This is a genomic window from Streptomyces sp. A0958 (assembly GCF_004795035.1).
Classification (GTDB): Bacteria; Actinomycetota; Actinomycetes; order Streptomycetales; family Streptomycetaceae; genus Streptomyces.
In genome coordinates this window covers 91,125-118,097 of the sequence record NZ_SSBK01000003.1, presented here as the reverse complement: position 1 = coordinate 118,097, position 26,973 = coordinate 91,125, and the positions used below count along the sequence as shown (strand labels likewise).

The 26,973-nt window shown below is 74.6% G+C and carries 2 protein-coding genes; both read left to right on the top strand.

Translation table 11 applies throughout. The features are described from left to right. Positions 1-111: 111 nt before the first annotated feature. Positions 112-16,320 (top strand): type I polyketide synthase, encoded by a 16,209-nt coding sequence (locus E6P78_RS04095; protein WP_136202113.1) that lies wholly within the window; start codon positions 112-114, stop codon positions 16,318-16,320. Between the two features lie 40 nt (positions 16,321-16,360). Beyond that, positions 16,361-26,749 carry a type I polyketide synthase gene (locus E6P78_RS04090; protein WP_136202294.1) on the top strand — a complete coding sequence of 3,463 codons (10,389 nt, stop codon included), beginning with the start codon at positions 16,361-16,363 and terminating at the stop codon, positions 26,747-26,749. Positions 26,750-26,973 lie beyond the last annotated feature (224 nt).

Here is a 26,973-nt window from a genome sequence, read left to right as displayed (position 1 = left end):
CTTCGGGGCCGACCTAGCGTGCGGACACCCCGTGGCTGGAATGACGCGGGGCATTCGATACGAGCTGGGAGCGTGCAGATGTCCGCGGGCTTCGATCCTGTCGCTGATGACATGTCCGGCGCGGAGGTCCGTCCGGGGGGCCGCTCGGAGGTCCGTCCGGGGGAGAACCCCGCGGCCACCCTGGCCGGCCGGCTGGCCGGGCTCCCCGGGAGCGAGCAGACCAGGCTCCTGGCCGACCTGGTCTGCGAGCAGACCGCCGAGTGCCTGCGCAAGGTCCGGCCCGACACCGAACCGGTGGTCGTCGCACAAACCTCCTTCCGGGAACTGGGGCTGGATTCCATCGCCCTGGTCGACCTGCACGCGCGGATCAACGCGGCGACCGGGCTCGCCCTGCCCGTGACCGCCGCGTTCGACCACCCGAGCCCCGAACTGCTCGCCGCACGCGTCCGTACCGAACTGCTCGGCGCGCCCGCCGGGCGGGCCGTCGCCGACCAGGTCGTGGAGCCGGCGCCGGCCTTCGACGGGGAGCCCATCGCGGTCGTCGGCATCAGCGGGCGCTTCCCGGGCGGCATCCGCTCGGCCGAGGACCTGTGGGACCTGGTCGACGGCGGCGGGAGCGCCGTCGGGCCGTTCCCGGACAACCGGGGCTGGGACCTGGACGCCCTGTTCGACGACGATCCGACCGTCCCCGGCACCTGCTACACCCGGACCGGCGGGTTCCTGCACGACGCCGCCGAGTTCGACGCCGAGTTCTTCGGGATCAGCCCGCGCGAGGCGCTGGCCATGGACCCGCAGCAGCGGCTGCTCCTGGAGACGGCCTGGGAGGCGCTGGAGCGTACGGGGGTCGACCCGACCTCGCTGCGCGGCAGCCGTACCGGTGTGTTCATCGGCGCCGGGCCCTCCGAGTACGGGCCCCGCGTGCAGGACGCCCCCGAGAACCTGACCGGGTACCTCGTCACCGGTGGCGCGCTCAGCGTCACCTCCGGGCGGGTGGCGTACGCGCTCGGCCTGGAGGGCCCGGCGCTCACCGTCGACACCGCCTGCTCCGGGTCGCTGGTCTCGCTCCACCTCGCCGTCCAGTCGCTGCGCCGGGGCGAGTGCTCGATGGCGCTGGCGGGCGGGGTCACCGTCCTCAGCACCCCCGGTCTGTTCACGGAGTTCAGCCGGCAGCGCGGCCTCGCCCCGGACGGGCAGATCAAGGCGTTCGCGGACGGCGCCGACGGGACCTCCTTCGCGGAGGGCGTCGGGCTGCTGGTGGTGGAACGGCTCTCCGACGCGCGGCGCAACGGACACCAGGTCCTCGCCGTCGTCCGGGGCTCGGCCATCAACCAGGACGGCGCGAGCAACGGGCTCACCGCCCCGAGCGGCACCGCCCAGCAGCGCGTCATCACCCAGGCACTCGCCGACGCCGGGCTGACCGGCGACGAGGTCGACGCGGTCGAGGCGCACGGCACCGGCACCACCCTCGGCGACCCGATCGAGGCGAGCGCCCTCATCGCCACGTACGGCAAGGGCCGCCCCGGGGACCGGCCGCTGTGGCTCGGCTCGGTGAAGTCCAACCTCGGGCACACCCAGGCCGCCGCCGGTGTCGCCGGGCTGATGAAGATGATCATGGCGATGCGGAACGGGGTCCTTCCCCGCACCCTGCACGTCGACACCCCCAGCGCCAACGTCGACTGGTCGGCGGGCACCGTACAGCTGCTCACCGAGCCCGTTCCGTGGCCGCGGACGGATGACCGGCCCCGCCGGGCGGGTGTCTCCGGCTTCGGTATCAGCGGCACCAACGCCCATGTGATCGTGGAGGAGCCGCCGGAGGAGGACGAGGCCGAGGGCTACGAGGAGCCCTGCGACGGCCCCGTGCTCGTGCCCGTCGGGGCCCGGTCCGACGAAGGGCTGCGCGCCCAGGCCGGCCGGCTCGCGGACTTCCTGGACGAGCGGCCCGACCTCACCGCCGCCGACCTCGGACACGCCCTCGGCACCGGCCGTGCCGCGCTCGAACACCGGGCCGCCGTCGTCGCGGACGGCCGCGACGAACTCCTCGCCCAGCTGCGCGCCCTCGCCGCCGGAACCGCAGCCGACACCACCCGCACGGGCGCGCTGCCCGCCGGGCGGCTAGCGTTCCTCTTCACCGGCCAGGGCAGCCAGCGCCTCGCCATGGGCCGCCGGCTGTACGACACCTACCCGGTCTTCGCGGACGCCCTCGCCGACGCCATCGGCTGGCTCGACCTCCAGCTCGACCTTTCGCTGTGGGATGTGCTGTTTGCCGGGGAGGGCTCCGGGGAAGCGGCTCTGCTCGATCAGACCCGTTACGCGCAGACCGCGCTGTTCGCCGTCGAGGTGGCCCTCTTCCGCCTCGTCGAGTCCTGGGGCATCCGCCCCGACTTCCTGGCCGGCCACTCCATCGGGGAGATCGCGGCCGCCCATGTCGCCGGGGTGCTGAACCTGGAGGACGCGGCGATCCTCGTCGCCGCCCGGGGCCGGCTGATGCAGGAACTCCCGGCCGGCGGCGCCATGATCGCCGTCCAGGCCACCGAGGAGGAGGTGCTTCCGTTCCTCGGGGAGCGGGTCGCCGTGGCCGCGCTCAACGCGCCCGGCTCCCTGGTGCTCTCCGGCGAGGAGGACGCCACCGTCGGGCTCGCCGAACGGTTCGCCGCCCAGGGGCGCAAGACCAAACGGCTCCAGGTCAGCCACGCCTTCCACTCGCCGCTCATGGCACCGATGCTGGAGGAGTTCCGCCGGATCGCCGGCGTCCTGACCTACTCCGCGCCCACCATCCCGGTCGTCTCCACGGTCACCGGCCGGCTCGCGACCTCCGAGGAGCTGTGCTCGCCGGACTACTGGACCGGCCACGTCCGCAGCGCCGTCCGCTTCGCGGACGCCATGGACTGGCTCGTCGCCCAGGGCGGCGCCCGCACCTTCCTGGAACTCGGCCCGGACGGTGTGCTCAGCGCCCTCGGCCAGAACTGCCTGGCCGAGGAGCGCGAGGCCGACACCGTCTTCGCCCCGCTGCTGCGCGCCGGAAAGGACGAGGTCCGCGAAGCCATCGGTGCCGCCGCCCTCGCCCACGTCCGGGGCGCGCGGCTCGACTGGCAGGCGCTCTACGCGGGTCGCCCCACCCGCCGCGTCGAGCTGCCCACGTACGCCTTCCGCACCCGCCGCTACTGGCTGGCCCCCGAGTCGTCCGCCGGTACCGGGCTCGGCCGGCTCGCCTCCCAGCACCCCGTCCTCAGCTCGGCCGGCGACCTCGCGGGGACCGGCACGACCGTCCTCACGGGACGCGTGTCGCCGCGCACCCACCCGTGGACCGCCGACCACACGATCGCCGGGGTGACCCTGCTGCCGGGCACGGCCCTGGTCGAACTCGCCCTGCGCGCCGGTACGGAGACCGGCTGCGGGCTGGTCGAGGAGCTGACCCTCCAGTCCCCGCTGGTGCTGCCCGAGACCGGGGGCGTCGACCTCCAGGTCGTGGTGGCCCCCGCCGACGCGTCGGGCCGCCGCACCGTCGAGTGCTTCTCCCGCCCGGACGGTGAGGAGGGCGCCGAGGACGCCTGGACCCGCCACGCCACCGGCGTCCTGGCCCCGGCAGCCCCGGAGCCGGACACCGCCGCCCTGTCCGGGGCCTGGCCGCCGGCCGGTGCCGTCCCCCTCGACGTCAGCACCCTGTACGCCGACATGGCCGACGAGGGCTACGGCTACGGCCCCGCCTTCCACGGCGTCCGCGCCGCCTGGCTGCTCGACGGCGAGGTGTACGCCGACGTCGAACTCCCGGAGCACGTACGCGCCGACGCGGCCGGTTACGGCCTGCATCCGGCCCTGCTCGACGCCGCCCTGCACCCCGCCGACCACGCCCTCGCCACGGTCGGCGACCGGCCCGAGGGCACCTGGATTCCCTTCTCCTGGAACGGCGCGACCCTGTACGCGGCCGGCGCGTCCGCCGTGCGCGTACGCATCGCCGCGCGCGGCCCCGAGGAGCTGGCCGTGACGGTCGCGGACGCGGCCGGTGCCCCCGTCGCCCGCGTCGAGTCCCTGCTCCTGCGCGCCGTCACCGCCGATCAGTTGGCCGCCGACCGCTCGGACCCGCTGCTCGCCGTGCGCTGGAACGCGGCTGAACTGCCTTCGAACGCGGTCGGCCTTGCTGCGTTCGGCGAGGTCACGGGTGAGGTGGTCCCGCCTGTCGTCGTGTACCGCACCCCGCCCACGCCGGACGGCGATGTGCCCGCCGCCGTCCGTGCGGTCACCGCCGACGCGCTGGCCGCCGTGCAGACCTGGCTCGCGGACGAGCGGTACGCCGGGTCGCGGCTCGCCGTCGTCACGCGGGGCGGGGCCGCCGTACCGGGTACGGACGTCGACCTCGGCCAGGCACCCGTCTGGGGGCTCGTGCGGTCGGCTGAGGCGGAGAACCCGGGCCGGTTCGTGCTGGTCGACACCGATGAGGCCGGTGTCTCGCTTCTCGGCCGCGCCCTGGCCGCCTCCTCGGAACCCGAACTGGCCCTGCGCGGCGACCGCTTGTACGTCCCCCGGCTGGCCGCCGTGCCCGCCCCCGACGAGGAGCGCCCGGCGCCCTGGGACGGGACCGGCACCGTACTCCTGACCGGCGGCACCGGCGGTGTGGGCGCCGAACTCGCCCGCCACCTGGTCCGCGAGCACGGCGTACGGCACCTGATTCTCACCAGCCGGCGCGGTGCGGACGCCCCCGGGGCGCGCGAACTCCTCGCCGACCTGGCCGAGTCGGGCGCCGAGGTCACCGTCAGCGCCACCGACGTCGCGGACCGGGACGCCCTGGCCGCCCTGCTCGCCGCCGTCCCGTCCGCGCACCCGCTGCGGGCCGTGGTGCACGCGGCGGGCGTCATCGACGACGGCCTGGTGGGCCACCTCACCGCCGACCGGCTCGACACCGTGCTGCGGCCCAAGGTGGACGCCGCCTGGCACCTGCACCAGCTGACGGCGGACCTGGACCTCGCCGCCTTCGTCCTGTTCTCCTCCGCCTCGACCGTCCTGGACGGCGCCGGGCAGGGCAACTACGCCGCCGCCAACCTCTTCCTGGACGCCCTGGCCGCCCGCCGGGCAGCAGCCGGGCAGGTCGTCACCTCGCTCGCCTGGGGCCTGTGGGCCGGTGGCGGAGGGATGGGCGCCTCGCTCGACGCCGCCGCCCTCACCCGCATCGAACGCCTCGGCCTGGACTCCCTCTCCTTCGAGGAGAACCTCGCCCAGCTCGACAAGGCCCTCGGCACGGACGAGCCTGCCGTCGTGCCCGTACGCGTCAACCAGCGCGCCGTGCGCGCCCGCACGGACGGCACCCCCACCCTGCTGCGCGCCCTCGTGCGCCCCCGCACGGTCCCCGCCGCCCGGACGGCAGGGGCGACCGCCGCCACCACCGGGGCGGCCCCGCTCGCCGCGCGCCTCGCGGAGCTGGGCGCGGCCGACCGCCTCGCGCACGTCCTGCGGATGGTCCGCACCGAGACCGCCGCCGTCCTCGGCTACCAGAGCGCCGACGAGGTCAGTGCGACCCGGGCCTTCATGGAGACGGGCTTCGACTCCCTGGCCGCCGTGGAGCTGCGCAACCGCCTCGCCACCGCGACCGGGCTGCGGCTGAGCGCCACCCTGACCTTCGACTACCCCACGGCGACGGCCCTGGCCGAACACCTGGTGACCAAGCTCGTGGGCGCGGCCACGGGCGCGGGCCCGGCGGCGCCGGTCGCCCGTACCGGGGCCACGGACGACGACCCGATCGTCATCGTCTCCATGGCCTGCCGTTACCCGGGCGGGGTGACCTCGCCCGAGGAGCTGTGGCAGCTCGTCGCCGAGGGCTCCGACGCCATCGGCCCCTTTCCCACCGACCGGGGCTGGGACACCGACCTCTACGACCCGGAGATCGGCAAGCCCGGCCGTACGTACTCCACCGAGGGCGCGTTCCTGTACGACGCCGCCCAGTTCGACCCCGCCTTCTTCGGGATCAGCCCGCGCGAGGCCCAGGCCATGGACCCGCAGCAGCGGCTCCTCCTTGAGGTCGCCTGGGAGACCTTCGAGCGCGCGGGGATCGACCCGCGTTCGGTGAAGGGCAGCTCGACCGGCGTGTTCGCCGGGGTGATGTACCACGACTGGGGGCTGCGGCTCGGCCCGCTCCCCGAGGACGTGGCCGGCTACCACGGCAACGGCAGCCTCGCGAGCGTGGTGTCCGGCCGGGTCGCGTACACGCTGGGCCTTGAGGGTCCGGCGGTCAGCGTGGACACGGCGTGCTCGTCGTCGCTGGTCGCGCTGCACATGGCCGCCCGTGCCCTGCGGGCGGGCGAGTGCTCGCTCGCCCTGGCCGGCGGCGTCACGATCATGTCGACGCCCGACACCTTCCTCGACATGGCCCGGCAGCGCGGCCTCGCCTCGGACGGCCGCTGCAAGTCCTTCGGCGCCGGTGCGGACGGTACGGGCTGGGGCGAGGGCGCGGGTGTCCTGCTCCTTGAGCGGCTGTCCGACGCCCGCCGCAACGGCCACCGCGTGCTGGCCGTGGTCCGTGGTTCGGCCCTCAACCAGGACGGCGCGAGCAACGGCCTCACCGCCCCCAACGGACCGGCCCAGCAGCGCGTGATCCGTGGGGCCCTGGCCAACGCGGGCCTGTCGGCCGCCGAGGTCGACGTCGTGGAGGCGCACGGCACGGGTACCCGCCTGGGGGACCCGATCGAGGCACAGGCGCTGCTTGAGACCTACGGGCAGGAGCGGCCCGAGGGTCGGCCCCTGTGGCTGGGCTCCATCAAGTCGAACATGGGCCACACGCAGGCGGCGGCCGGTGTCGCGGGCATCATCAAGATGGTCATGGCGATGCGCCACGGCGTGCTTCCCAAGTCGCTGTACGCGGAAACTCCTTCGGACCAGGTGGACTGGTCGGCCGGGGAGGTGGAACTGCTCACCGAGGCCCGGGAGTGGCAGCCGGCGGGCCGCCCGAGGCGTGCGGGCATCTCGTCCTTCGGGATCAGCGGGACGAACGCCCACGTGATCATCGAGGAGGCGCAGGAGGCGGCGGAGGCGGTGGCCGCTCCTGCCCCCGCCCTCCTCGCCTGGCCCGTCTCCGGGGCGACCCCCGAGGCTTTGCGGGCCCAGGCCGACCGCCTGCGCGACCGGCTCGCCCAGCTCACCGACGAGGAGCTGGCCCCGGCCGCCCTCACTCTTGCTTCCGGCCGCGCGGCCCTGGAGCACCGTGCCCTCGCCCTCGGCGCCGACCGCGCGGAGCTGGCCGACGCGCTGGAGCTGCTGACGGGCGCCGGGAGCGTTCAGGAGGCCAAGACGGCGTTCCTGTTCACGGGGCAGGGTGCGCAGCGGCTCGGGATGGGCCGTGAGCTGTATGAGGCGTTTCCGGTGTTCGCGGAGGCGTTTGACGCGGTGTGCGGGGAGGTGGACGCGCATCTTGGTACGGGGTTGCGTGAGGTGGTGTGGGGGGAGGACGCGGAGGAGCTGAACAAGACGTCCTTCACTCAGCCCGCGCTCTTCGCGTTCGAGGTGGCGTTGTTCCGGCTCGTTGAGGCGTGGGGGGTTACGCCTGACGTGGTGGTCGGGCACTCGATCGGTGAGCTGGCCGCCGCGCATGTGGCGGGTGTGCTGTCGCTCGCGGATGCCGCGCGGCTGGTGGTCGCCCGTGGTCGGTTGATGCAGGCGCTGCCGGCCGGTGGCGCGATGGTGGCCGTGCAGGCGAGCGAGGCCGAAGTCCTTGCCGTCCTCACCGACGGCGTATCCATCGCAGCCGTCAACGGGCCGCAGTCCGTGGTGGTCTCCGGTACCGAGGAAGCCGCTTCGGCGGTGGGCGAGCACTTCGCCGCGCTGGGGCGTAAGACCAGCCGTCTTTCCGTCTCGCACGCGTTCCACTCGGCGTTGATGGAGCCGATGTTGGACGAGTTCCGGGCGGTGGCCGAGGGGTTGGTCTTCGCCGAGCCGGGTATCCCCGTCGTCTCCACTGTCTCCGGCGAGCTGTCTTCGGAGTGGCAGTCCGCCGACTACTGGGTCGGCCAGGTCCGCGAGGCCGTCCGGTTCGCGGACGCGGTCGTGGCTGCCGAGGCATTCGGCGCGCGTACGTTCATCGAGATCGGGCCGGACGCGGTGCTCACCGCGCTCGGGGCCGGGTCCGCGTTCGCTGACGGCAGCACGTTCGTACCGTTGGTACGCAAGAAGGGCGACGAGGCCCGTGAGGTGCTGGGTGGCGTCGGGGCGGCCTGGGCGCGGGGCGCCGATGTCGACTGGGCTGCCGTTCTCGGTGCCGGCGGGCCCCTGGTCGACCTGCCCACGTACGCCTTCCAGCGCAAGCGCTACTGGCTCGACGTCACCGCCAAGGCGGGCGATGTCGGCTCGGCCGGGCTGGATGCCGTCGACCATCCCGTGCTCAGCGCCGCCGTGCTCGCGCCGGAGTCGGGGTCGGTCGTCCTGACGGGCCGGCTGTCGGCCGCCGGTCAGCCGTGGGTCGCGGACCACGGGGTGCACGGGGCGGTTTTGCTGCCCGGGACCGGCTTCGTCGAGCTGGCCGTCCGCCTCGGTGACCAGGTCGGCTGCGACCTCCTGGAGGAGCTGACCCTGGAGGCGCCGCTCGTCCTGCCCGAGCACGGTGGCGCGTCCCTGCGGGTCGCCGCCGGCGCCCCCGACGCCTCGGGCCGGCGACCGCTGCACATCCACTCGCGCCTCGACGGCGCACCCGAGGACGCCTGGACCCGGCACGCCACCGGCTTCCTCGCCACCGGCGCACCGCCGGAGGTGGCCGGTGCGGACCTCACCCAGTGGCCGCCGCGCGGCGCCACGCCCGTGGAGGTCGAGGGCGCCTACGAGCGGCTGAGTGAGCGCGGGTACGGGTACGGGCCCGCGTTCCAGGGCCTGACGGCGGCCTGGCGGCGCGGCGACGAGCTGTTCGCCGAGGTCGCGCTGCCCGAGTCCGTGCGCGCCGAGGCCACCGACTACGGGCTGCACCCGGCGCTCCTGGACACCGCCATGCACGTGGACGTCCTGGTGGACCAGGGCGAGGGCGGCACCGAGGCCCTTCTGCCCTTCGCCTGGAGCGGGGTGTCCCTGCACGCGGCGGGGGCCGCCGCGCTGCGGGTGTACGTACGGCGCATCCGGGGTGCGGAGGAGTCGGCGATGGTCGTCGCCGACGAGACCGGCAGCCCCGTGATGACGGTTTCCTCGCTGATCTGCCGCCCCGTCTCCGCCGACCAGCTGGCCCCGGCAGACGGGCCCCTCTCCGACGCCCTGCACCACATCGAGTGGACGCAGCTCCGGCAGCCGGCCGCACCGCTGCCGTCCTCCGCCGCCGTGCTGGACGAGTACGGGCTCGCTATCCTCTCCGACCCGTCGGCCGCCGTCCTTGCCTGCTGCCCCACCCCGGGCGGCTGGCCGGTGCCCGAGGCCACGCGCGCGATCACCTCGTACGTCCTCGACCTGATGCAGTCCTGGCTGACGGACGAGCGGTTCGAGTCCACCACCCTGGTCGTCGTCACCCGGGGCGCGGTCGCCGTCGACGGGGCCACCGCCCCCGACCTGACCCAGGCCCCCGTGTGGGGCATCGTCCGGGCGGCCCAGGCCGAGAACCCGGGCCGGATCGTCCTGCTGGACGCCGACCCCGGCGACGCCCTCGACGCGGAAGGGCTCCCGGCCGTCGTCGGTGCGGCCCTGGCCCAGGGCGAACCCGAACTCGCCCTGCGTGACGGCCGCTTCCTCATCCCCCGGCTCGTCCGGACCGCCGTGCCCGAGGCCGACGCGCCCTGGGACGGCGAGCGCACCGTCCTGGTCACCGGCGGTACGGGCGGCCTCGGCGCACGCCTCGCCCACCACCTGGTCGAGCACCACGGCGTCCGCCACCTGGTGCTCACCAGCCGCCGGGGCCTCGACGCACCCGGCGCCACCGACCTGCGCGACCGGCTGATCGGGGCCGGGGCCGTGGACGTCCGGATCGCGGCCTGCGACGTCGCGGACCGGGACGCCGTGGCCGGTGTCCTCGACTCCGTGCCGCACGCGCACCCGCTGGGCGGTGTCGTGCACGCGGCCGGCGTGGTCGACCCCGGCCTGATCGGCGCGCTCACCCCGCAGCGACTGGACACCGTGCTGCGGCCCAAGGCGGACGCCGCCTGGCACCTGCACGAACTCACCGCGGAACTGGACCTGTCGGCGTTCGTGATGTTCTCCTCGGCCGGCGGGCTCGTCCTGCCCGCCGGACAGGGCAACTACGCGGCGGCCAACGTCTTCCTGGACGCCCTCGCCGCCCACCGCCACTCCCTCGGCCTGCCCGCCACCTCACTCGCGTACGGGCTGTGGGCCGTCAACACCGGGCTCGGCGGCGAACTCACCGACGCCGACGTCGAGAAGATGAACCGGCTCGGCCTGCCCGCCCTGCCCGCCGAACGGGGCATCGCCCTGTTCGACGAGGCACTGCGCACCCGGCACGCCCTGGTCGCCCCGCTCCTCGTCGACCCGGCCGCCCTGCACGCCCGGGGCTCCGACGTGCCGCCGCTGCTGCGGGCCGCCGCGGCCGCCGCCCGGCCCGCGCTCCGCCGCAGCGCCGCTGCCGCACCGGTCGGCGACAGCCTGGCCCGCCGGCTGGCGTCCCTGACCGCCGCCGAGCGCGCCCGGACCCTGCGCGAGCTGGTCGCCGGGCAGGTCGCGGCCGTCCTCGGCCACGAGTCCGCCGACACCGTGGGCATCGACCGCGCCTTCAAGGAGCTGGGCTTCGACTCCCTGGCCGCCGTGGAACTGCGTAACGCGCTCAACGCCGCCACCGGGCTGCGGCTGCCCGTCACGCTCGTCTTCGACTACCCGAACACCCGGGTCGTCGCGGATTACCTGGACGCCGAACTCGGCGGCGCGCAGGAGGAATCGGCCGCCGAGCCGGTTCCGGTGGCAGCACTCTCGGACGACGAGCCCATCGCGATCGTCGGCATCGGCTGCCGCTTCCCCGGTGGGGTCCGCAACGCCGACGAACTGTGGGACCTGGTCGCCGAGGGCCGCGACGCCGTCGCCGGCTTCCCCGCCGACCGCGGCTGGGACACCGACGGCATCTACGACCCGGAGCCGGGCCTGCACGGCAAGACGTACGCCCGCGAAGGCGGATTCCTCTACGACGCCGCCGAGTTCGACCCCGCCTTCTTCGGGATCAGCCCGCGCGAGGCCGTGGCCATGGACCCGCAGCAGCGGCTCCTGCTCCAGTCGGCGTGGGAGGCGTTCGAGGACGCGGGCATCGACCCGACCGCCATGCGCGGCAGCCAGACCGGTGTCTACGCCGGCGTGATGTACCACGACTACGCGTCCCGCCTCCAGCACATCCCCGACGACGTCGCCGGCTACCTCGGCAACGGCACCGCGGCCTCGATCCTCACCGGCCGGGTCGCCTACACCCTCGGCCTGGAGGGGCCCGCCGTCAGCGTCGACACCGCTTGCTCCTCCTCCCTGGTCGCCCTCCACATGGCCTGCCAGGCCCTGCGGCGCGGCGAGGTCGGCATGGCGCTGGCGGGCGGTGTCACGGTGATGTCGACGCCGGAGATCTACGTGGAGTTCGCCCAGCAGCGCGGGCTCTCGGCCGACGGCCGCTGCAAGGCGTTCGCGGGCGGCGCCGACGGCACGGGCTGGGCGGAGGGCGTCGGCCTGCTCCTGGTCGAGCGGCTGTCCGACGCGGAACGCCTCGGCCACGACGTCCTCGCCGTCATCCGGGGCTCCGCCATCAACCAGGACGGCGCGAGCAACGGGCTCACCGCCCCGAACGGCCCCTCGCAGCAGCGCGTCATCCAGCGTGCCCTGGCCGCGAGCGGCCTCACCACGGCCGACGTGGACCTCGTGGAGGGCCACGGCACCGGCACCCGCCTCGGTGACCCCATCGAGGCGCAGGCCCTCCTCGCCACCTACGGGCAGGGGCGGACCGCCGACGACCCGGTGTGGCTCGGCTCCATCAAGTCCAACATCGGCCACGCCCAGGCGGCGGCCGGCGTCAGCGGTGTCATCAAGTCCGTCATGGCCCTGCGCAACGGCCTGATGCCCAAGACCCTTCACGTGGACGAGCCCTCGTCCGAGGTCGACTGGGAGGCCGGGCACGTACGCCTGCTCACCGAGGCCCGCCCCTGGCCCCGCCGCGAGGACCGGCCGCGCCGCGCGACCGTCTCCTCCTTCGGGCTCAGCGGGACGAACGCCCACCTGATCGTGGAGGAGGCCCCGCAGCCGACGAGCACGGCCGAGGCCCCGCAGACCCGGCCGGATCTCGGCCACCCGGTGCCCCTGGTGCTGTCCGGCTCGGACCCCGAGGCCCCCGCCCGCCAGGCCGCCGCCCTCCGCACCCGCCTGCTCAGCGCCCCCGAACTGGACCTCCGCGACATCGCCCACACCCTGGCCGGCGGCCGGGCACGGCTCGAACACCGAGGCGTGGTCCTGGCCACGGACACCGAGAGCGCCCTGCACGAACTGGCCGCCTTCGCGGACGGCGAGGGCATACGGGGAGCGGTGACGAAGGGGAAGTCGGCGTTCCTGTTCACGGGTCAGGGTGCGCAGCGGCTGGGTATGGGTCGTGGGTTGTATGAGGCGTTCCCGGCGTTCGCGGAGGCGTTTGACGCGGTGTGCGGGGAGGTGGACGCACATCTCGGTTCGTCGTTGCGTGAGGTGGTGTGGGGGGAAGACGCGGAGGCGCTGAACAAGACGTCCTTCACGCAGCCCGCGCTCTTCGCGTTCGAGGTGGCGTTGTTCCGGCTGGTCGAGGCGTGGGGGGTTACGCCTGACATGGTCGTCGGGCACTCGATCGGTGAGCTGGCCGCCGCGCACGTGGCGGGTGTGCTCTCCCTCGCGGATGCCGCACGGCTGGTTGTCGCCCGTGGTCGGTTGATGCAGGCGCTGCCGGCCGGTGGCGCGATGGTGGCGGTGCAGGCGACCGAGGACGAGGTGCTTCCCGTCCTCACTGGCGGGGTAGGCATCGCAGCCGTCAACGGGCCGCAGTCCGTGGTGGTCTCCGGTACCGAGGAAGCCGCTTCGGCGGTGGGGGAGCACTTCTCAGCCATCGGCCGTAAGACCAGCCGTCTTGCCGTCTCGCACGCGTTCCACTCGGCGTTGATGGAGCCGATGCTCACCGAGTTCCGCGCGATCGCAGGCGAACTGACCTATGCCGAGCCCCGCGTCCCTGTCGTCTCCACCGTCACCGGGGCCGTGTCCTCCGCCTGGCAGACCCCGGAGTACTGGGTCGACCAGGTCCGCGAGCCCGTCCGTTTCGCGGACGCGGTCGTGGCCGCCGAAGCCCTCGGCGCCCGTACGTTCATCGAGATCGGCCCGGACGCGGTGCTCACCGCGCTCGCCGCCGCGTCCGCCACCGCCGACACCAGCACCTTCGTCCCGCTGGTACGCAAGAAGCACGACGAGGCCCAGGCCGCCCTGGCGGGGGCCGGGGCGGTGTGGGTCCGGGGTGGCGAGGTCGACTGGGAGGCGTTGCAGGCGGGTACGGGCGCGCGCAGGGTCGACCTGCCCACGTACCCCTTCCAGCGCACCCGTTACTGGCTCGACGCACCTGCGGCGGTCGGGGACGCGGCCGGGCTCGGGCAGCTGCCCGCCGGGCACCCGTTGCTCAGTGCCGTGGTCGTCTCGCCGGAGACCGGGGCCCCCGTGCTCACCGGCCGGCTGTCCGTCGCCACGCATCCCTGGATCGCAGATCACGCCGTGCACGGCAGCGTCCTGCTGCCCGGTACCGCGTACATCGAACTGGCGCTCCGCGCCGGGCACGAGGCGGGCTGCGCGCGGCTGGAGGAGCTGACGCAGGAGACCCCGATGCTGCTGCCGGGCAAGGCCGGTGTCGCCGTCCAGGTGACCGTGGGCGAGGCGGACGAGGACGGGCGGCGTGAGGTCGTCGTGTACTCGCGGGCCGAGGACCTGCCGGCCGACGCGCCGTGGACGCGTAACGCACGCGGTGTGCTCGCCACCGAGCCCGCGCCCGTAGTGGCGGACCTGGAGTCCTGGCCGCCGGCCGGGGCGCAGGCGGTGGACGTGAGCGGGATGTACGAGGACCTGGCCGGGCTCGGATACGGGTACGGGCCGGTCTTCCAGGGCCTGACGGCGGCCTGGCGGCGCGGGGACGAGCTGTTCGCGGAGATCAGCCTGCCCGAGCACGCCCGCACCGAGGCCGCCGCGTTCGCCCTGCACCCGGCGCTGCTCGACGCCGCGCTGCACGCGGAGCGGATCTTCGACGCGGACCACGAGGGGCCCGTCCGGGCGGCGCTGCCGTTCGCCTGGAACGGGGTCACCCTGCACGCCACCGGCTCCACCGCCCTGCGGGTGCGGCTGACGAAGCCGGGCCCGGACGCCGTCGCGCTGCGGATCACCGCGCCGACCGGCGAGCCCGTGGCCACGGTCGAATCGCTGGTCGTCCGCGAGGTGTCCGCCGCCCAGCTGGCGGGCGACGGGAACGGGCGGGGCGCCGAGCTGTTCCGGGTCGACTGGCAGGCCCCGCAGCCGGGCGGGCCGGCGGCACCGGCCGCGTCCACCGAGGACTGGCTCGTCGTCGGGAGCGCGCTGCCGGGCATCCGGTCGGTCGCCACGCTCGCCGAGGCCGTCGCGGAGTCGTCGGTGCCGGGCACGGTCCTGCTGACCGCGCCCGACATCTCCGACGTCTTCGGCACCACGGGCGGCGTGCCCGAGCAGGTCCGCGCGTCCGTGGGCCGGCTCCTCGACACGCTCGGCCAGTGGCTGGCCGACGCACGGTTCACCGACGCGCGGCTGGTGCTCGTCACCCGCAACGCCGTCGTCGCGGGCGACGGGGACGAGGTGGACTGCGTACAGGCCCCGCTGTGGGGGGTGCTGCGGGCGGCGCAGGCCGAGAACCCGGGCCGGTTCACCGTGGTCGACCTCGACGCGTCCGCCGCATCGGTGGCTGCCCTGCCCACCGCGCTGGCCTCGGCCGAGACCGAGATCGCCGTCCGCGGGGGCCAGGTCCTGGTACCCCGCTACACGGCCGCCACCGGCAGCGGCGAGCCCCTGACCTGGTCCCCGGACGGCACCGTCCTGATCACCGGCGGCACCGGCCTGCTGGGCGCGGTACTCGCCCGGCACCTGGTCACCGAGAAGGGCGTACGCCACCTGGTCCTCACCAGCCGGCGCGGCACGGACGCCCCGGGCACGGCGGAACTCCACGCCGACCTCACCGCCTCGGGCGCCGAGTCGGTCCGGATCGTCGCCGTGGACGCGGCCGACCGGTACGCCCTCGCCGCGCTGCTGGACGACATCCCGGCCGAGCACCCGCTCACCGGGGTCGTGCACGCCGCCGGCGTCATGGACAACGCGCTGGTCGGCGCCGTCACCCCGGAGCAGGTCGGCAAGGTGCTGCGGCCCAAGGTGGACGCCGCCTGGCACCTGCACGAGCTGACCCGGAACCTGGGCCTGGCGGCGTTCGTCCTGTACTCCTCGGCCGGCGGCCAGATCCTCCCCGCCGGGCAGGCCACCTACGCGGCGGCCAACGTCTTCCTGGACGCCCTGGCCGCCGAACGCCGGGCCGCCGGGCTCGCCGCCACCTCCCTGGCCTGGGGTTTGTGGGAGGGCACGGTCGGGGAAGGCCCCGAACTCACCGACGCCGACCTGCGCCGCATGGGCCGTTCCGGAGTCCTTGAGCTGTCCTTCCCCGACGGCCTCGCGCTGTTCGACGCGGCGCTGGCCCAGGACGCGGCGCTGCTCGCACCGGTCCGGCTCGACCGGGCTGCGCTGCGCGAGCGGGCCGACGAGATCCCGGCCCTGCTGCGGGGCCTGGCCGGCCCGCCCGCCCGCAAGGGGCCCAGGCCCGCCGCCGTGCCGGCGGCCGGTGCCGAAGACACCGGGGGCTCCCTCGTACGCGCCAAGCTCGCCGGGCTGCGGACCGGCCTGGAGCAGGGCCGCTACCTGGAGGAGCTGGTACGCGGCCACGCCGCCGCCGTGCTCGGCCACGGCGACCCGGCGGGCGTCCCCGCCGACCGGGGCTTCACCGAACTGGGCCTCGACTCCCTCGGCGCGATCGAACTCCGCAACCGCCTCCAGAAGGCCACCGGGCTGCGCCTGCCCGCCACCCTGATGTTCGACTACCCCAACTCGACCGCCCTGGCCGGCTTCCTGCGTGAGGGCCTGGAGCCGGAACCCGCGGCGGACGCCACGGGCGGCGGGGAGGCCCTGGACGACGAGGCCGTCAGGCGGGCCCTGCTGTCGATCCCGGCCGCCCGCCTGCGCGAGTCCGGCCTGCTCGACACCCTGCTCGGCCTGGCGCGGACCGAACCGGCCCAGTCCTCTGCGGCCTTGGCCGACGAACCGGGCCCCGCCATCGAGGAGATGGCCGTGGACGACCTCGTACGAGCCGCCCTGGCCGGCGGCGAACTCAGCTGACCCGACGCTGGATGATGAGGATGACGTGACCAGCACATCGATGGAACAGGTCGTGGCGGCACTCCGTAAGTCGCTCACGGACAACGAGCGGCTGCGCGAGGAGAACGCCCGGCTCACCGCCGCGAGCAACGACCCGATCGCGATCGTGGCCATGGCGTGCCGCTACCCCGGCGGGGCCGGCACACCGGAGGACCTGTGGCGGCTGGTGGCCGGGGGCGTCGACGCGGTGTCCGGCTTCCCGGCCGACCGGGGCTGGGACCCGGACGTGTACGACCCGGAGCCGGGTGTGCCGGGGAAGTCGTATGCCCGGGACGGCGCGTTCCTGTACGACGCGGCGGAGTTCGACCCGGACTTCTTCGGGATCAGCCCCCGCGAGGCGCTGACGATGGACCCGCAGCAGCGGCTGCTCCTGGAGGTGGCCTGGGAGGCGATCGAGCGGGCCGGGGTCGACCCGACGACGCTCAAGGGCAGCCGCACCGGCGTCTACGCCGGGGTGATGTACCACGACTACGCGGACGGCGCGGCGGGCAGCTTCGTCTCCGGCCGGGTCGCGTACACGCTCGGCCTCGAAGGCCCCGCGGTCACCATCGACACCGCCTGCTCGTCCTCGCTGGTCGCGCTGCACACGGCCGCCCAGGCGCTGCGCTCCGGGGAGTGCTCGCTCGCCCTCGCGGGCGGTGTGACGGTCATGTCGACGCCCGACATGCTCGTCTACTTCAGTGGGCAGCGCGGTCTCGCCCCCGACGGCCGCTGCAAGCCGTTCGCCGCAGCCGCCGACGGCACGGGCTGGGGCGAGGGCGCGGGCGTCCTGCTCCTGGAGCGGCTGTCCGACGCCCGCCGCAACGGCCACCCCGTGCTCGCGCTGGTCAGCGGCTCGGCGGTCAACCAGGACGGCGCGTCCAGCGCCATGACCGTGCCCAACGGCCCCGCCCAGCAGCGCGTGATCCGCAACGCGCTCGCGGACGCGGGCCTGTCGGCCGCCGAGGTCGACGCGGTCGAGGCCCACGGCACGGGCACCCGCCTCGGCGACCCCATCGAGGCCCAGGCCCTGCTCGCCACCTACGGCCGGGGCAGGCCCGGGGACCGGCCGCTGTGGCTGGGCTCGGTCAAGTCCAACTTCGGCCACACGCAGGCGGCGGCCGGTGTCGCGGGCATCATCAAGATGGTCATGGCGATGCGTCACGGCGTCCTGCCCAAGTCCCTGCACGTGGACGCGCCCTCGGACCAGGTGGACTGGTCGGCCGGTGCGGTGGAACTGCTCACCGAGGCCCGGGAGTGGCAGCCGGTGGGGCGCCCGAGGCGGGCGGGTGTGTCGTCGTTCGGGCTGAGCGGGACGAACGCGCACGTGATCGTGGAGGAGGCCCCCGAGCTTCCGGCGCACGCCGCCGAGGCGGTGGGCGAACTCCCGGTGATCCCCTGGCTGGTGTCCGCGAAGACCCCGGACGCGCTGGCCGCTCAGGCGGAACGGCTGCTGTCCGTGGCCGGCGACCACCGTCCCGAGGACCTGGCGTATGCGCTGGCCACGACGCGTACGGCATTCGCCCAGCGGGCGGTGGTCCTCGGTGACCGTACGGCTGCCCTCGCCGCCCTCGCCGCCGGGGACGAACACCCGGGACTGGTGAAGGGAGCCACGCGTACCACCGGAAAGACGGCGTTCCTGTTCACGGGTCAGGGCGCGCAGCGGCTGGGGATGGGCCGTGAGTTGTATGAGGCGTTCCCGGTGTTCGCGGAGGCGTTTGACGCGGTGTGCGGGGAGGTGGACGCGCATCTCGGTGTGGCGTTGCGTGAGGTGGTGTGGGGGGAAGACGCGGAGGCGCTGAACAACACGGCCTTCGCTCAGCCCGCGTTGTTCGCGTTCGAGGTGGCGTTGTTCCGGCTGGTCGAGGCGTGGGGTGTCACGCCTGATGTGGTCGCGGGGCACTCGATCGGTGAGTTGGCCGCCGCGCATGTGGCGGGGGTGCTGTCGCTGGCGGATGCCGCACGGCTGGTGGTGGCGCGTGGCCGTCTGATGCAGGCGCTGCCGGCCGGTGGTGCGATGGTGGCGGTGCAGGCGACCGAGGACGAGGTGCTTACGCGCCTCACCAGCGGGGTAGGCATCGCGGCCGTCAATGGCCCGCAGTCGGTTGTGGTTTCGGGCGTGGAGGCGGAAGCCCTCGCCGTGGGCGAGCACTTCGCCGCTCTGGGCCGTAAGACGACCCGTCTTTCCGTCTCGCACGCGTTCCACTCCGCGCTGATGGAGCCGATGCTCGACGAGTTCCGCTCGGTCGCCCGGCAGTTGGTCTATGCCGAGCCCCGCATTCCCGTCGTGTCCACCGTCACCGGCGAACTGTCGAACGACTGGCAGTCGGCTGACTACTGGGCCGGCCAGGTCCGCGAGGCCGTCCGGTTCGCCGACGCGGTGCGCACGGTCGAAGGGCTGGGTGCGCGTACGTTCATCGAGATCGGGCCGGACGCGGTGCTCACCGCGCTCGGGGCCGGTTCGGCGTCCGACGAGAACAGCGCTTTCATACCGTTGGTACGTAGGAACCGCCCCGAGGCCGAGTCCCTGGTCGGGTCCATGGGCCGGCTGTACGTCGACGGGGTCGTCATCGACTGGGAGGCGTTCTTCGCCGGTACGGGTGCGCGCGGGGTCGACCTGCCCACGTACCCCTTCCAGCGCAGCCGCTTCTGGCTCGACGCGGTCAGGCCGGGGGGCGCGGCCCACCCGCATCCTCTGCTCGGTTCCGTGGTCACCCTGGCCGACTCCGGGGGCGCGGTGCTCACGGGCAGGCTCGCCGTGGCCGCTCAGCCGTGGCTCGCGGACCATGTGGTGCGGGACGCGGTGATCTTCCCCGGGGCCGGGTTCGTGGAGCTGGCGGTGCGCGCGGGCGACCACGTGGGCTGCGAGGCGCTGGAGGAACTGGCCCTGCACGCGCCGCTCGTCCTCGCCGGGGACGGGGCCGTCGCCGTGCAGGTCGTCGTGGGGGCCGCCGACGCGACGGGCCGGCGCACGGTCGGGGTCTACGCGCGGGACGAGAGCCTGCCCGACGCCGACTGGGTGCTGCACGCCGAAGGGGTGTTGGCCGAGGAGGCGGAGGCGCCCGACTTTGAGCTGTCCGCCTGGCCTCCGGCGGGCGCGGTGCCGGTCGCTCTGGACGGCGCGTACGAGAGCCTGCGCGAGCAGGGCCTGGCGTACGGGCCGGCCTTCCAGGGGCTGACGGCCGCCTGGCGGCTCGACGGCGACCTCTACGCCGAGGTCGCGCCGGCCGAGGACGTGGAGGCCGACGCCTACGGGCTGCACCCGGCGCTGCTGGACGCCTCGATGCACGCCGCGCTGGTGGCGGGGGCCGAGGAGAACGACGGGTCCACGGTCCTGCCGTTCGTGTGGAAGGACGTGCGGCTGTTCGCGGACGGGACGTCCACCGCCCGGGTACGCATCTCCCGGCCGACCCCGCAGAGCCTGGCCCTGGAGATCGCGGACGCCTCGGGTGCCCCGGTCGCGTCGGTCGGCGGGGTCGTCGGCCGGGCGTTGGAGGCCGCGCCGGGTGGTGCGGGGGCGGCGGCGGACCCGCTGTACCGGGTCGTCTGGCAGCCGGTCGGGGCCGCGCCGGCGCCGGACGCGTGGCTGCGGTGGGAGGACGTACCCGCCGAGGGCCCCGTGACCGGCACGGTCGTCCTGGACTGCGCCCCGGAGGCGGCAGCGGAGGCGGACGTGCCGTCGGCCGCCCACGCCGTGGCCGTCCACGTCCTGGACGTGATCCGGCAGTGGCTGGCCGACCAGCGCTTCGCCGCCGCCACCCTCCTGGTCGTCACACGCGGCGCGGTGGCCGTGGCGGACGGCGAGCCGGTCGACGTACGGCAGGCCCCGGTGTGGGGTCTGGTCCGGGCGGCACAGGCGGAGAACCCGGGCAGGTTCGTCCTGCTCGACACGGACGCCCCCGAGGGCCTTCCACTCGCGGGGGCCGGCGAGGAACCGGAGTCGGCGGTACGCGACGGGCGGGCGCTGACCCCCCGGCTGGCCCGCGTCACCGCACCGGCCGGGACCGCCGGAACCACTGGAACCGCCGGAACCACTGGAACCGCCGGGACCGGACCGGTGTGGGACGAGGCCGGGACCGTACTGATCACCGGCGGTACGGGCGGGCTGGGCGCGCTCGTGGCACGCCACCTGGTCGCGGAGCACGGCGTACGGCACCTGCTGCTGGCCGGCCGCCGTGGCGCGCAGGCGCCCGGGGCCGAGGAACTGCGGGCGGCACTGGCCGAGTCGGGCGCGAGCGTGACGCTCGCCGCGTGCGACGTGGCCGACCGCGAGGCCGTGGCCGCACTCCTGGCCGGGGTGGACCCGGCCCACCCGCTGCGGGGCGTCGTCCACGCGGCGGGCGTCCTGGACGACGCGATGGTCACCTCGCTCACCGCCGAACGGCTCCGCGAGGTCTTCGCGCCCAAGGCGGACGCCGCCTGGCACCTGCACGAGCTGACCCGGGACCTGGAACTGCCGGCCTTCGTCCTCTTCTCCTCCGTCGCCGGAACCCTCGGCTCCACGGGGCAGGCCAACTACGCCGCCGCCAACGCCTTCCTCGACGCCCTCGCCGCCCACCGCCGGGCCGACGGCCTCGCGGCGTCGTCCATGGCCTTCGGCCTCTGGGACACTCCGGGAGGCATGGGCACCGGTCTCGGAGCGGCCGAACTCGACCGCATGCGCGAGGCCGGCACCCCGGCGATCCCCGCCGACCGGGGCCTCGCCCTCTTCGACGCCGCGCTGCGGTCCGACGTGCCGGCCTCGGTCCCCGTACGCCTCGACCTCGCCGTTCTCCGCTCGCACGCCGACGACGTCCCCGCCCTGCTGCGGGGCCTCGTCCGGACCCCCGGCCGCCGGGCCGCGCGTGCCGGGTCACCGGTGCTGCGGACCCGGCTCGCGGGCCTGACCGGTGCCGAGCGGGCCGGTGCCGTCCTGGACCTGGTCCGTACGAAGATCGCGGCGGTACTCGGCCACGCCTCGGGCGAGGCCATCGAACCGGGCCGCGCCTTCGACGAGCTGGGCTTCGACTCCCTCACCGCCGTCGAACTCCGCAACCGCCTCGACGCCGAGACCGGGCTGCGGCTACCGGCGACGCTGATCTTCGACCACCCGACCGCCGAGGCCGTCGCCGCGTTCGTCCTGACGCTCCTCGACGGCACCCCGGACGCGGACCGCGAACCGGCCCCGGCCGTCGTCCGGGCGGGCCGCGAGGACCCGGTCGTGATCGTGGGCATGGCCTGCCGCTACCCGGGCGGGGTGACCACCCCCGACGAGCTGTGGCGCCTGGTCGCGGACGGCGTGGACGCCATAGCCCCGCTGCCCGACGACCGGGGCTGGGACCCGGACGTGTACGACCCGGAGCCGGGTGTGCCGGGGAAGTCGTATGCCCGGGACGGCGCGTTCCTGTACGACGCGGCGGAGTTCGACCCGGCGTTCTTCGGGATCAGCCCCCGCGAGGCGCTGACGATGGACCCGCAGCAGCGGCTGCTCCTGGAGGTGGCCTGGGAGGCGATCGAGCGGGCCGGGGTCGACCCGACGACGCTCAAGGGCAGCCGCACCGGCGTGTACGCCGGGGTGATGTACCACGACTACGCGGGCGGCACAGCAGGAAGCCTGGTCTCCGGCCGGGTCGCGTACACGCTCGGCCTCGAAGGCCCGGCGCTCACCGTCGACACGGCGTGCTCGTCGTCCCTGGTCGCGCTGCACTCGGCGGCCCAGGCCCTGCGTTCCGGCGAGTGCTCGCTCGCCCTCGCGGGCGGTGTGACGGTCATGTCGACGCCCGACATGCTCGTGTACTTCAGCGAGCAGCGCGGCCTCTCGCCGGACGGCCGCTGCAAGTCCTTCGGCGCCGGTGCGGACGGTACGGGCTGGGGCGAGGGCGCGGGCGTGCTGCTCCTTGAGCGGCTGTCCGACGCCCGCCGCAACGGCCACCCGGTCCTCGCCGTGGTCCGTGGCTCGGCCCTCAACCAGGACGGCGCCAGCAACGGCCTCACCGCCCCCAACGGACCGGCCCAGCAGCGCGTGATCCGCCAGGCCCTGGCCGACGCGGGCCTGACGGCGGCGGAGGTCGACGCGGTCGAGGCCCACGGCACGGGTACCCGGCTCGGCGACCCCATCGAGGCACAGGCGCTCCTTGCCACCTACGGCCAGGGGCGAGAAGAGAACCTGCCCCTGTGGCTCGGCTCCATCAAGTCGAACATGGGCCACACGCAGGCGGCGGCCGGTGTCGCGGGCATCATCAAGATGGTCATGGCGATGCGCCACGGTGTGCTCCCGCCGACCCTCCACGCGGAGGAGCGCTCGGACCAGATCGACTGGTCCGCCGGCGAGGTGGAACTGCTGACCAGCGCCCGGGAGTGGCAGCCGGCCGGCCACCCGAGGCGCGCGGGTGTGTCGTCGTTCGGGCTGAGCGGGACGAACGCACACGTGATCGTGGAGGAGGCCCCGGAGGTTCCGGTTACTGCCGCTGAACCGGTGGGCGGACTCCCGGCGATTCCGTGGCTGGTGTCCGCGAAGACCCCGGACGCGCTGGCCGCTCAGGCGGACCGCCTGCTGTCCGTGGCCGGTGACCACCGGGCCGAGGACATCGGCTACTCGCTCGTGGCCTCGCGGTCGGTCTTCGAGCACCGGGCGGTGGTCCTCGGTGACCGTACGGGCGCGCTCACCGCGCTCGCGGCCGGTGAGGAGCACCCGGAGGTGGTGCGGGGAGCGGTGACGAAGGGCAAGTCGGCGTTCCTGTTCACGGGTCAGGGTGCGCAGCGGCTCGGGATGGGTCGTGAGTTGTATGAGGCGTTTCCGGTGTTTGCGGAGGCGTTTGACGCGGTGTGCGGGGAGGTGGACGCGCATCTTGGTACGGGGTTGCGTGAGGTGGTGTGGGGGGAGGACGCGGAGGAGCTGAACAAGACGTCCTTCACTCAGCCCGCGCTCTTCGCGTTCGAGGTGGCGTTGTTCCGGCTCGTTGAGGCGTGGGGGGTTACGCCTGACGTGGTGGTCGGGCACTCGATCGGTGAGCTGGCCGCCGCGCATGTGGCGGGTGTGCTGTCGCTCGCGGATGCCGCGCGGCTGGTGGTCGCCCGTGGTCGGTTGATGCAGGCGCTGCCGGCCGGTGGCGCGATGGTGGCGGTGCAGGCGACCGAGGATGAGGTGCTTGCGCGTCTCACGGGCGGGGTAGGCATCGCGGCCGTCAACGGGCCGCAGGCGGTTGTGGTTTCGGGCGTGGAGGCGGAAGCCCACGCCGTGGGCGAGCACTTCGCGGCGCTGGGCCGTAAGACCAGCCGTCTTTCCGTCTCGCACGCGTTCCACTCGGCGTTGATGGAGCCGATGCTCACCGAGTTCCGCGTGATCTCGGGCGCACTGTCTTACGCGGAGCCCCGAGTCCCGGTCGTCTCCACCGTCACCGGGGCCGTGTCCTCCGCCTGGCAGACCCCGGAGTACTGGGTCGACCAGGTCCGCGAGCCGGTCCGGTTCGCCGACGCAATAGCGAGCGCCGAAGCCCTCGGCGCCCGTACGTTCATCGAGATCGGCCCGGACGCGGTGCTCACCGCGCTCGCCGCCGCGTCCGCCACCGCCGACACCAGCACCTTCGTCCCGCTGGCACGCAAGAAGCGCGACGAGTCCGAGTCCCTGGCCGGCGGCCTGGCCCGGGTGTTCGTGGGCGGCGGGCGGGTGGACTGGGAGGCGTTCTACGCCGGCTCGGGCGCTCGTAAGGTCGAGTTGCCCACGTACGCCTTCCAGCGGTCCCGCTACTGGCTCGAAGCGCCCGCGTCCGAGGGTGGGGCCGTTGCCGCGTCCGGGCAGGTCGCACTCGACCACCCGGTGCTCCGCGCGGCCGTTGTCCTGCCCGACGACGGTGGCGTCGTGCTCACGGGCAGGCTGTCCGCCGGTACGCACGGCTGGGTCGTCGATCACAACGTCCTCGGGAGCGTCCTGTTGCCCGGCACCGGCTTTGTCGAGCTGGCCGTCCGGGCGGGCGAGCAGCTGGACTGCGGGCTGCTCGAAGAACTCACCCTGCAGGCGCCGCTCATCCTGCAACCGCTGGGCGGCATCGCCGTCCAGGTGGCGGTCGGGGCGGCCGACGGGACCGGGCGCCGGGCCGTGGCGATCCACTCGCGCGCCGACGACCAGCCGGACATGCCGTGGACCCGCCACGCCGAAGGGGTGCTGGCGCCCGTGGTGGACGAGGACGGGCCGGGCGGACTGATGGACTGGCCGCCGGCCGGGGCCGAGGAGCTGACCGTCGCCGGTGCCTACGAGGACCTGGCGGCTGCCGGGTACCACTACGGGCCGGTGTTCCAGGGCCTCACCTCGGCCTGGCGCCTCGGTGAGGAGCTGTACGCCGAGGTCCGCCTTCCGGAGTCCGCCCACGAGGACGCCGCCCGCTTCGGACTGCACCCCGCCCTGCTGGACGCGGCGATGCACGTCGGGCTGCTCGCCATCCCGGGCCGTGAGGACGGTGGGCAGACGCTGCTCCCCTTCGCGTGGAACGGCGTCGCGCTGCACGCGGCCGGGGCCAAGGCGCTCCGGGTGCGGATCAGGCCCGTCGCCCAGCAGGACGGCCTCTCGCTGACCGTTGCCGACGAGCACGGCAGCCCCGTGCTCTCGGTCGAATCCCTGCTCTCCCGGCCCGTCTGGGGCCGGCAGTCCGGCCCCGGGACCGCCGAATCGCTGCTCCGGGTGGACTGGCAGGCGGTCTCCCTGAGCGACGGCGACGGATCGGCAGCCGCGCCCGCCCCCGCCGTGTTCGAGTGCGCGGTGGAGGACGGCGACGCGGACGTGCCGGGAGCGGTCCGTGAGGTGGTCGGTCGTGCGCTGGGAGCCGTGCAGGAGTGGCTGTCGGTGGACCGGCCCGAGGGCGCTGTGCTGGCCGTGGTCACCCGTGACGCGGTGGGCGAGTCGGTCGATGTGCGGCAGGCCCCGGTGTGGGGTCTGGTGCGGGCGGCGCAGGCGGAGAACCCGGGCCGGTTCGTGCTGGTCGACTCCGACGGTTCGGTGCCGCTCGACCGCCTGGTGGCCCTGGGCGAACCGGAGTTGCTGGTACGCGAGGGCGAAGCCCGGGTACCGCGCCTCGTTCCGGCCGCTTCGGGTGACGAGGCGGCGGCTCCGGTGTGGGACGCGGACGGGACCGTACTGATCACCGGGGGTACGGGCGGCTTGGGTGCCCGTGTGGCTCGGCATCTGGTGGCCGAGTACGGTGTGCGCAGCCTGCTGCTGGTGGGTCGCCGGGGAGCGGATGCGCCGGGCGCCGGTGACCTGGTGGCCGAGCTGTCCGGCCTGGGCGCCTCGGTGTCCGTCGCCGCGTGCGACGTGGCGGACCGGGAGTCCTTGGGCGCGGTCATCAGCTCGGTGGACCCGGCGCGCCCCCTCTCCGGCATCGTCCACGTCGCCGGCGTCGCCGACAACGGCGTGGTCGGGGCCCTGACCCCCGAGCGGGTGGACGCGGTCCTGCGCCCGAAGGCGGACGCCGCCTGGCACCTGCACGAGCTGACCGCCCACCTCGACCTGTCCGCCTTCGTGATGTTCTCCTCCGCAGGCGGCCTCGTACTCGCGGCCGGGCAGGGCAACTACGCGGCGGCCAACGTCTTCCTCGACGCCCTCGCCGCTCAGCGCCGGGCCGAGGGCCTGCCCGCGTCCTCGATGGCCTTCGGGCTCTGGGCCGTCGACACCGGCATGGCGGCTCATCTCGCCGATGCCGACCTGGAGCGCATGCGCCGCGCCGGGATGCCCGCGCTCACCGAGGCGGAGGGCCTTGGGCTGTTCGATGCGGCGCTGGCATCGGGGCTGCCGGCCACCGTCCCCCTCCGGGTCGACCCGGGCGCCCTGCGCACCCGTACCGACGAACTGCCCGCCCTCCTGCGGGCGATGGCCCCGCCCGCACGGAAGCGGACCGCTGCCGGTGCGCCGAAGGGTGCCTGGCTCGCGGCGCGGATCGCCGGGTGCGACGAGGAGGAGCGGACCGGGATCATCCTGGACGTCGTACGGGGGCACGCGGCGGCCGTGCTCGGGCACGCGTCCGGGGAGGCGATCGAACCGGACCGGGCGTTCGGGGAGCTGGGCTTCGACTCGCTCGGCTCGGTCGAACTGCGCAACCAGCTCACGGCGGTCAGCGGGGTGCGGCTGCCGGCCACGCTGATCTTCGACTACCCCAGCGCGGCGGAGGTCGCCGCGTACATCGCGGCCCGCCTGGTTCCGGCCGTGCCCGTGTCCCGGGCGGAGGCGGACCTCAAGAAACTGGAGTCCCTGCTGACGACCGACGCCCCGCCGGCCGGGCCCGAACGCGCCCGGCTCGTGCAGCGCCTGCGGGAGCTGGCCGGCCGGCTCGACGCACCGCAGCCGGAGGAGGCGGACGACGCGGGCCAGGACCTGGACGAGGTCACCGCGGACGAGCTGTTCGACATCCTCGACAACGAGCTCGGGAGCCCCGCGACCCCCTGACGTCCGTCCGCCTCACCCGGCGGCATGGACCCCACCGGCCGGGGTGTGCGACAGCTGTACAGCAGCCGTCGCGCACCCCGGCTTCTCCGTGTGGTTTCACCCCGCCGGTCCGGGGCCCGCGGCAGGGGTGGGCTAAGGGTAGGCCGTCCCTCAACGCCCTCAGTAGCGTGCGAAATCCGATCGACGTTGGACGCCGCGTGAGTGAGTCGCCACGGATCGTCTAC

Bases quoted from the DNA above. Each gene is read 5' to 3' on its own strand.
- E6P78_RS04090 (WP_136202294.1), top strand. From the start codon at position 16,361: ATGGAACAGGTCGTGGCGGCACTCCGTAAGTCGCTCACGGACAACGAG.
- E6P78_RS04095 (WP_136202113.1), top strand. From the start codon at position 112: ATGTCCGGCGCGGAGGTCCGTCCGGGGGGCCGCTCGGAGGTCCGTCCG.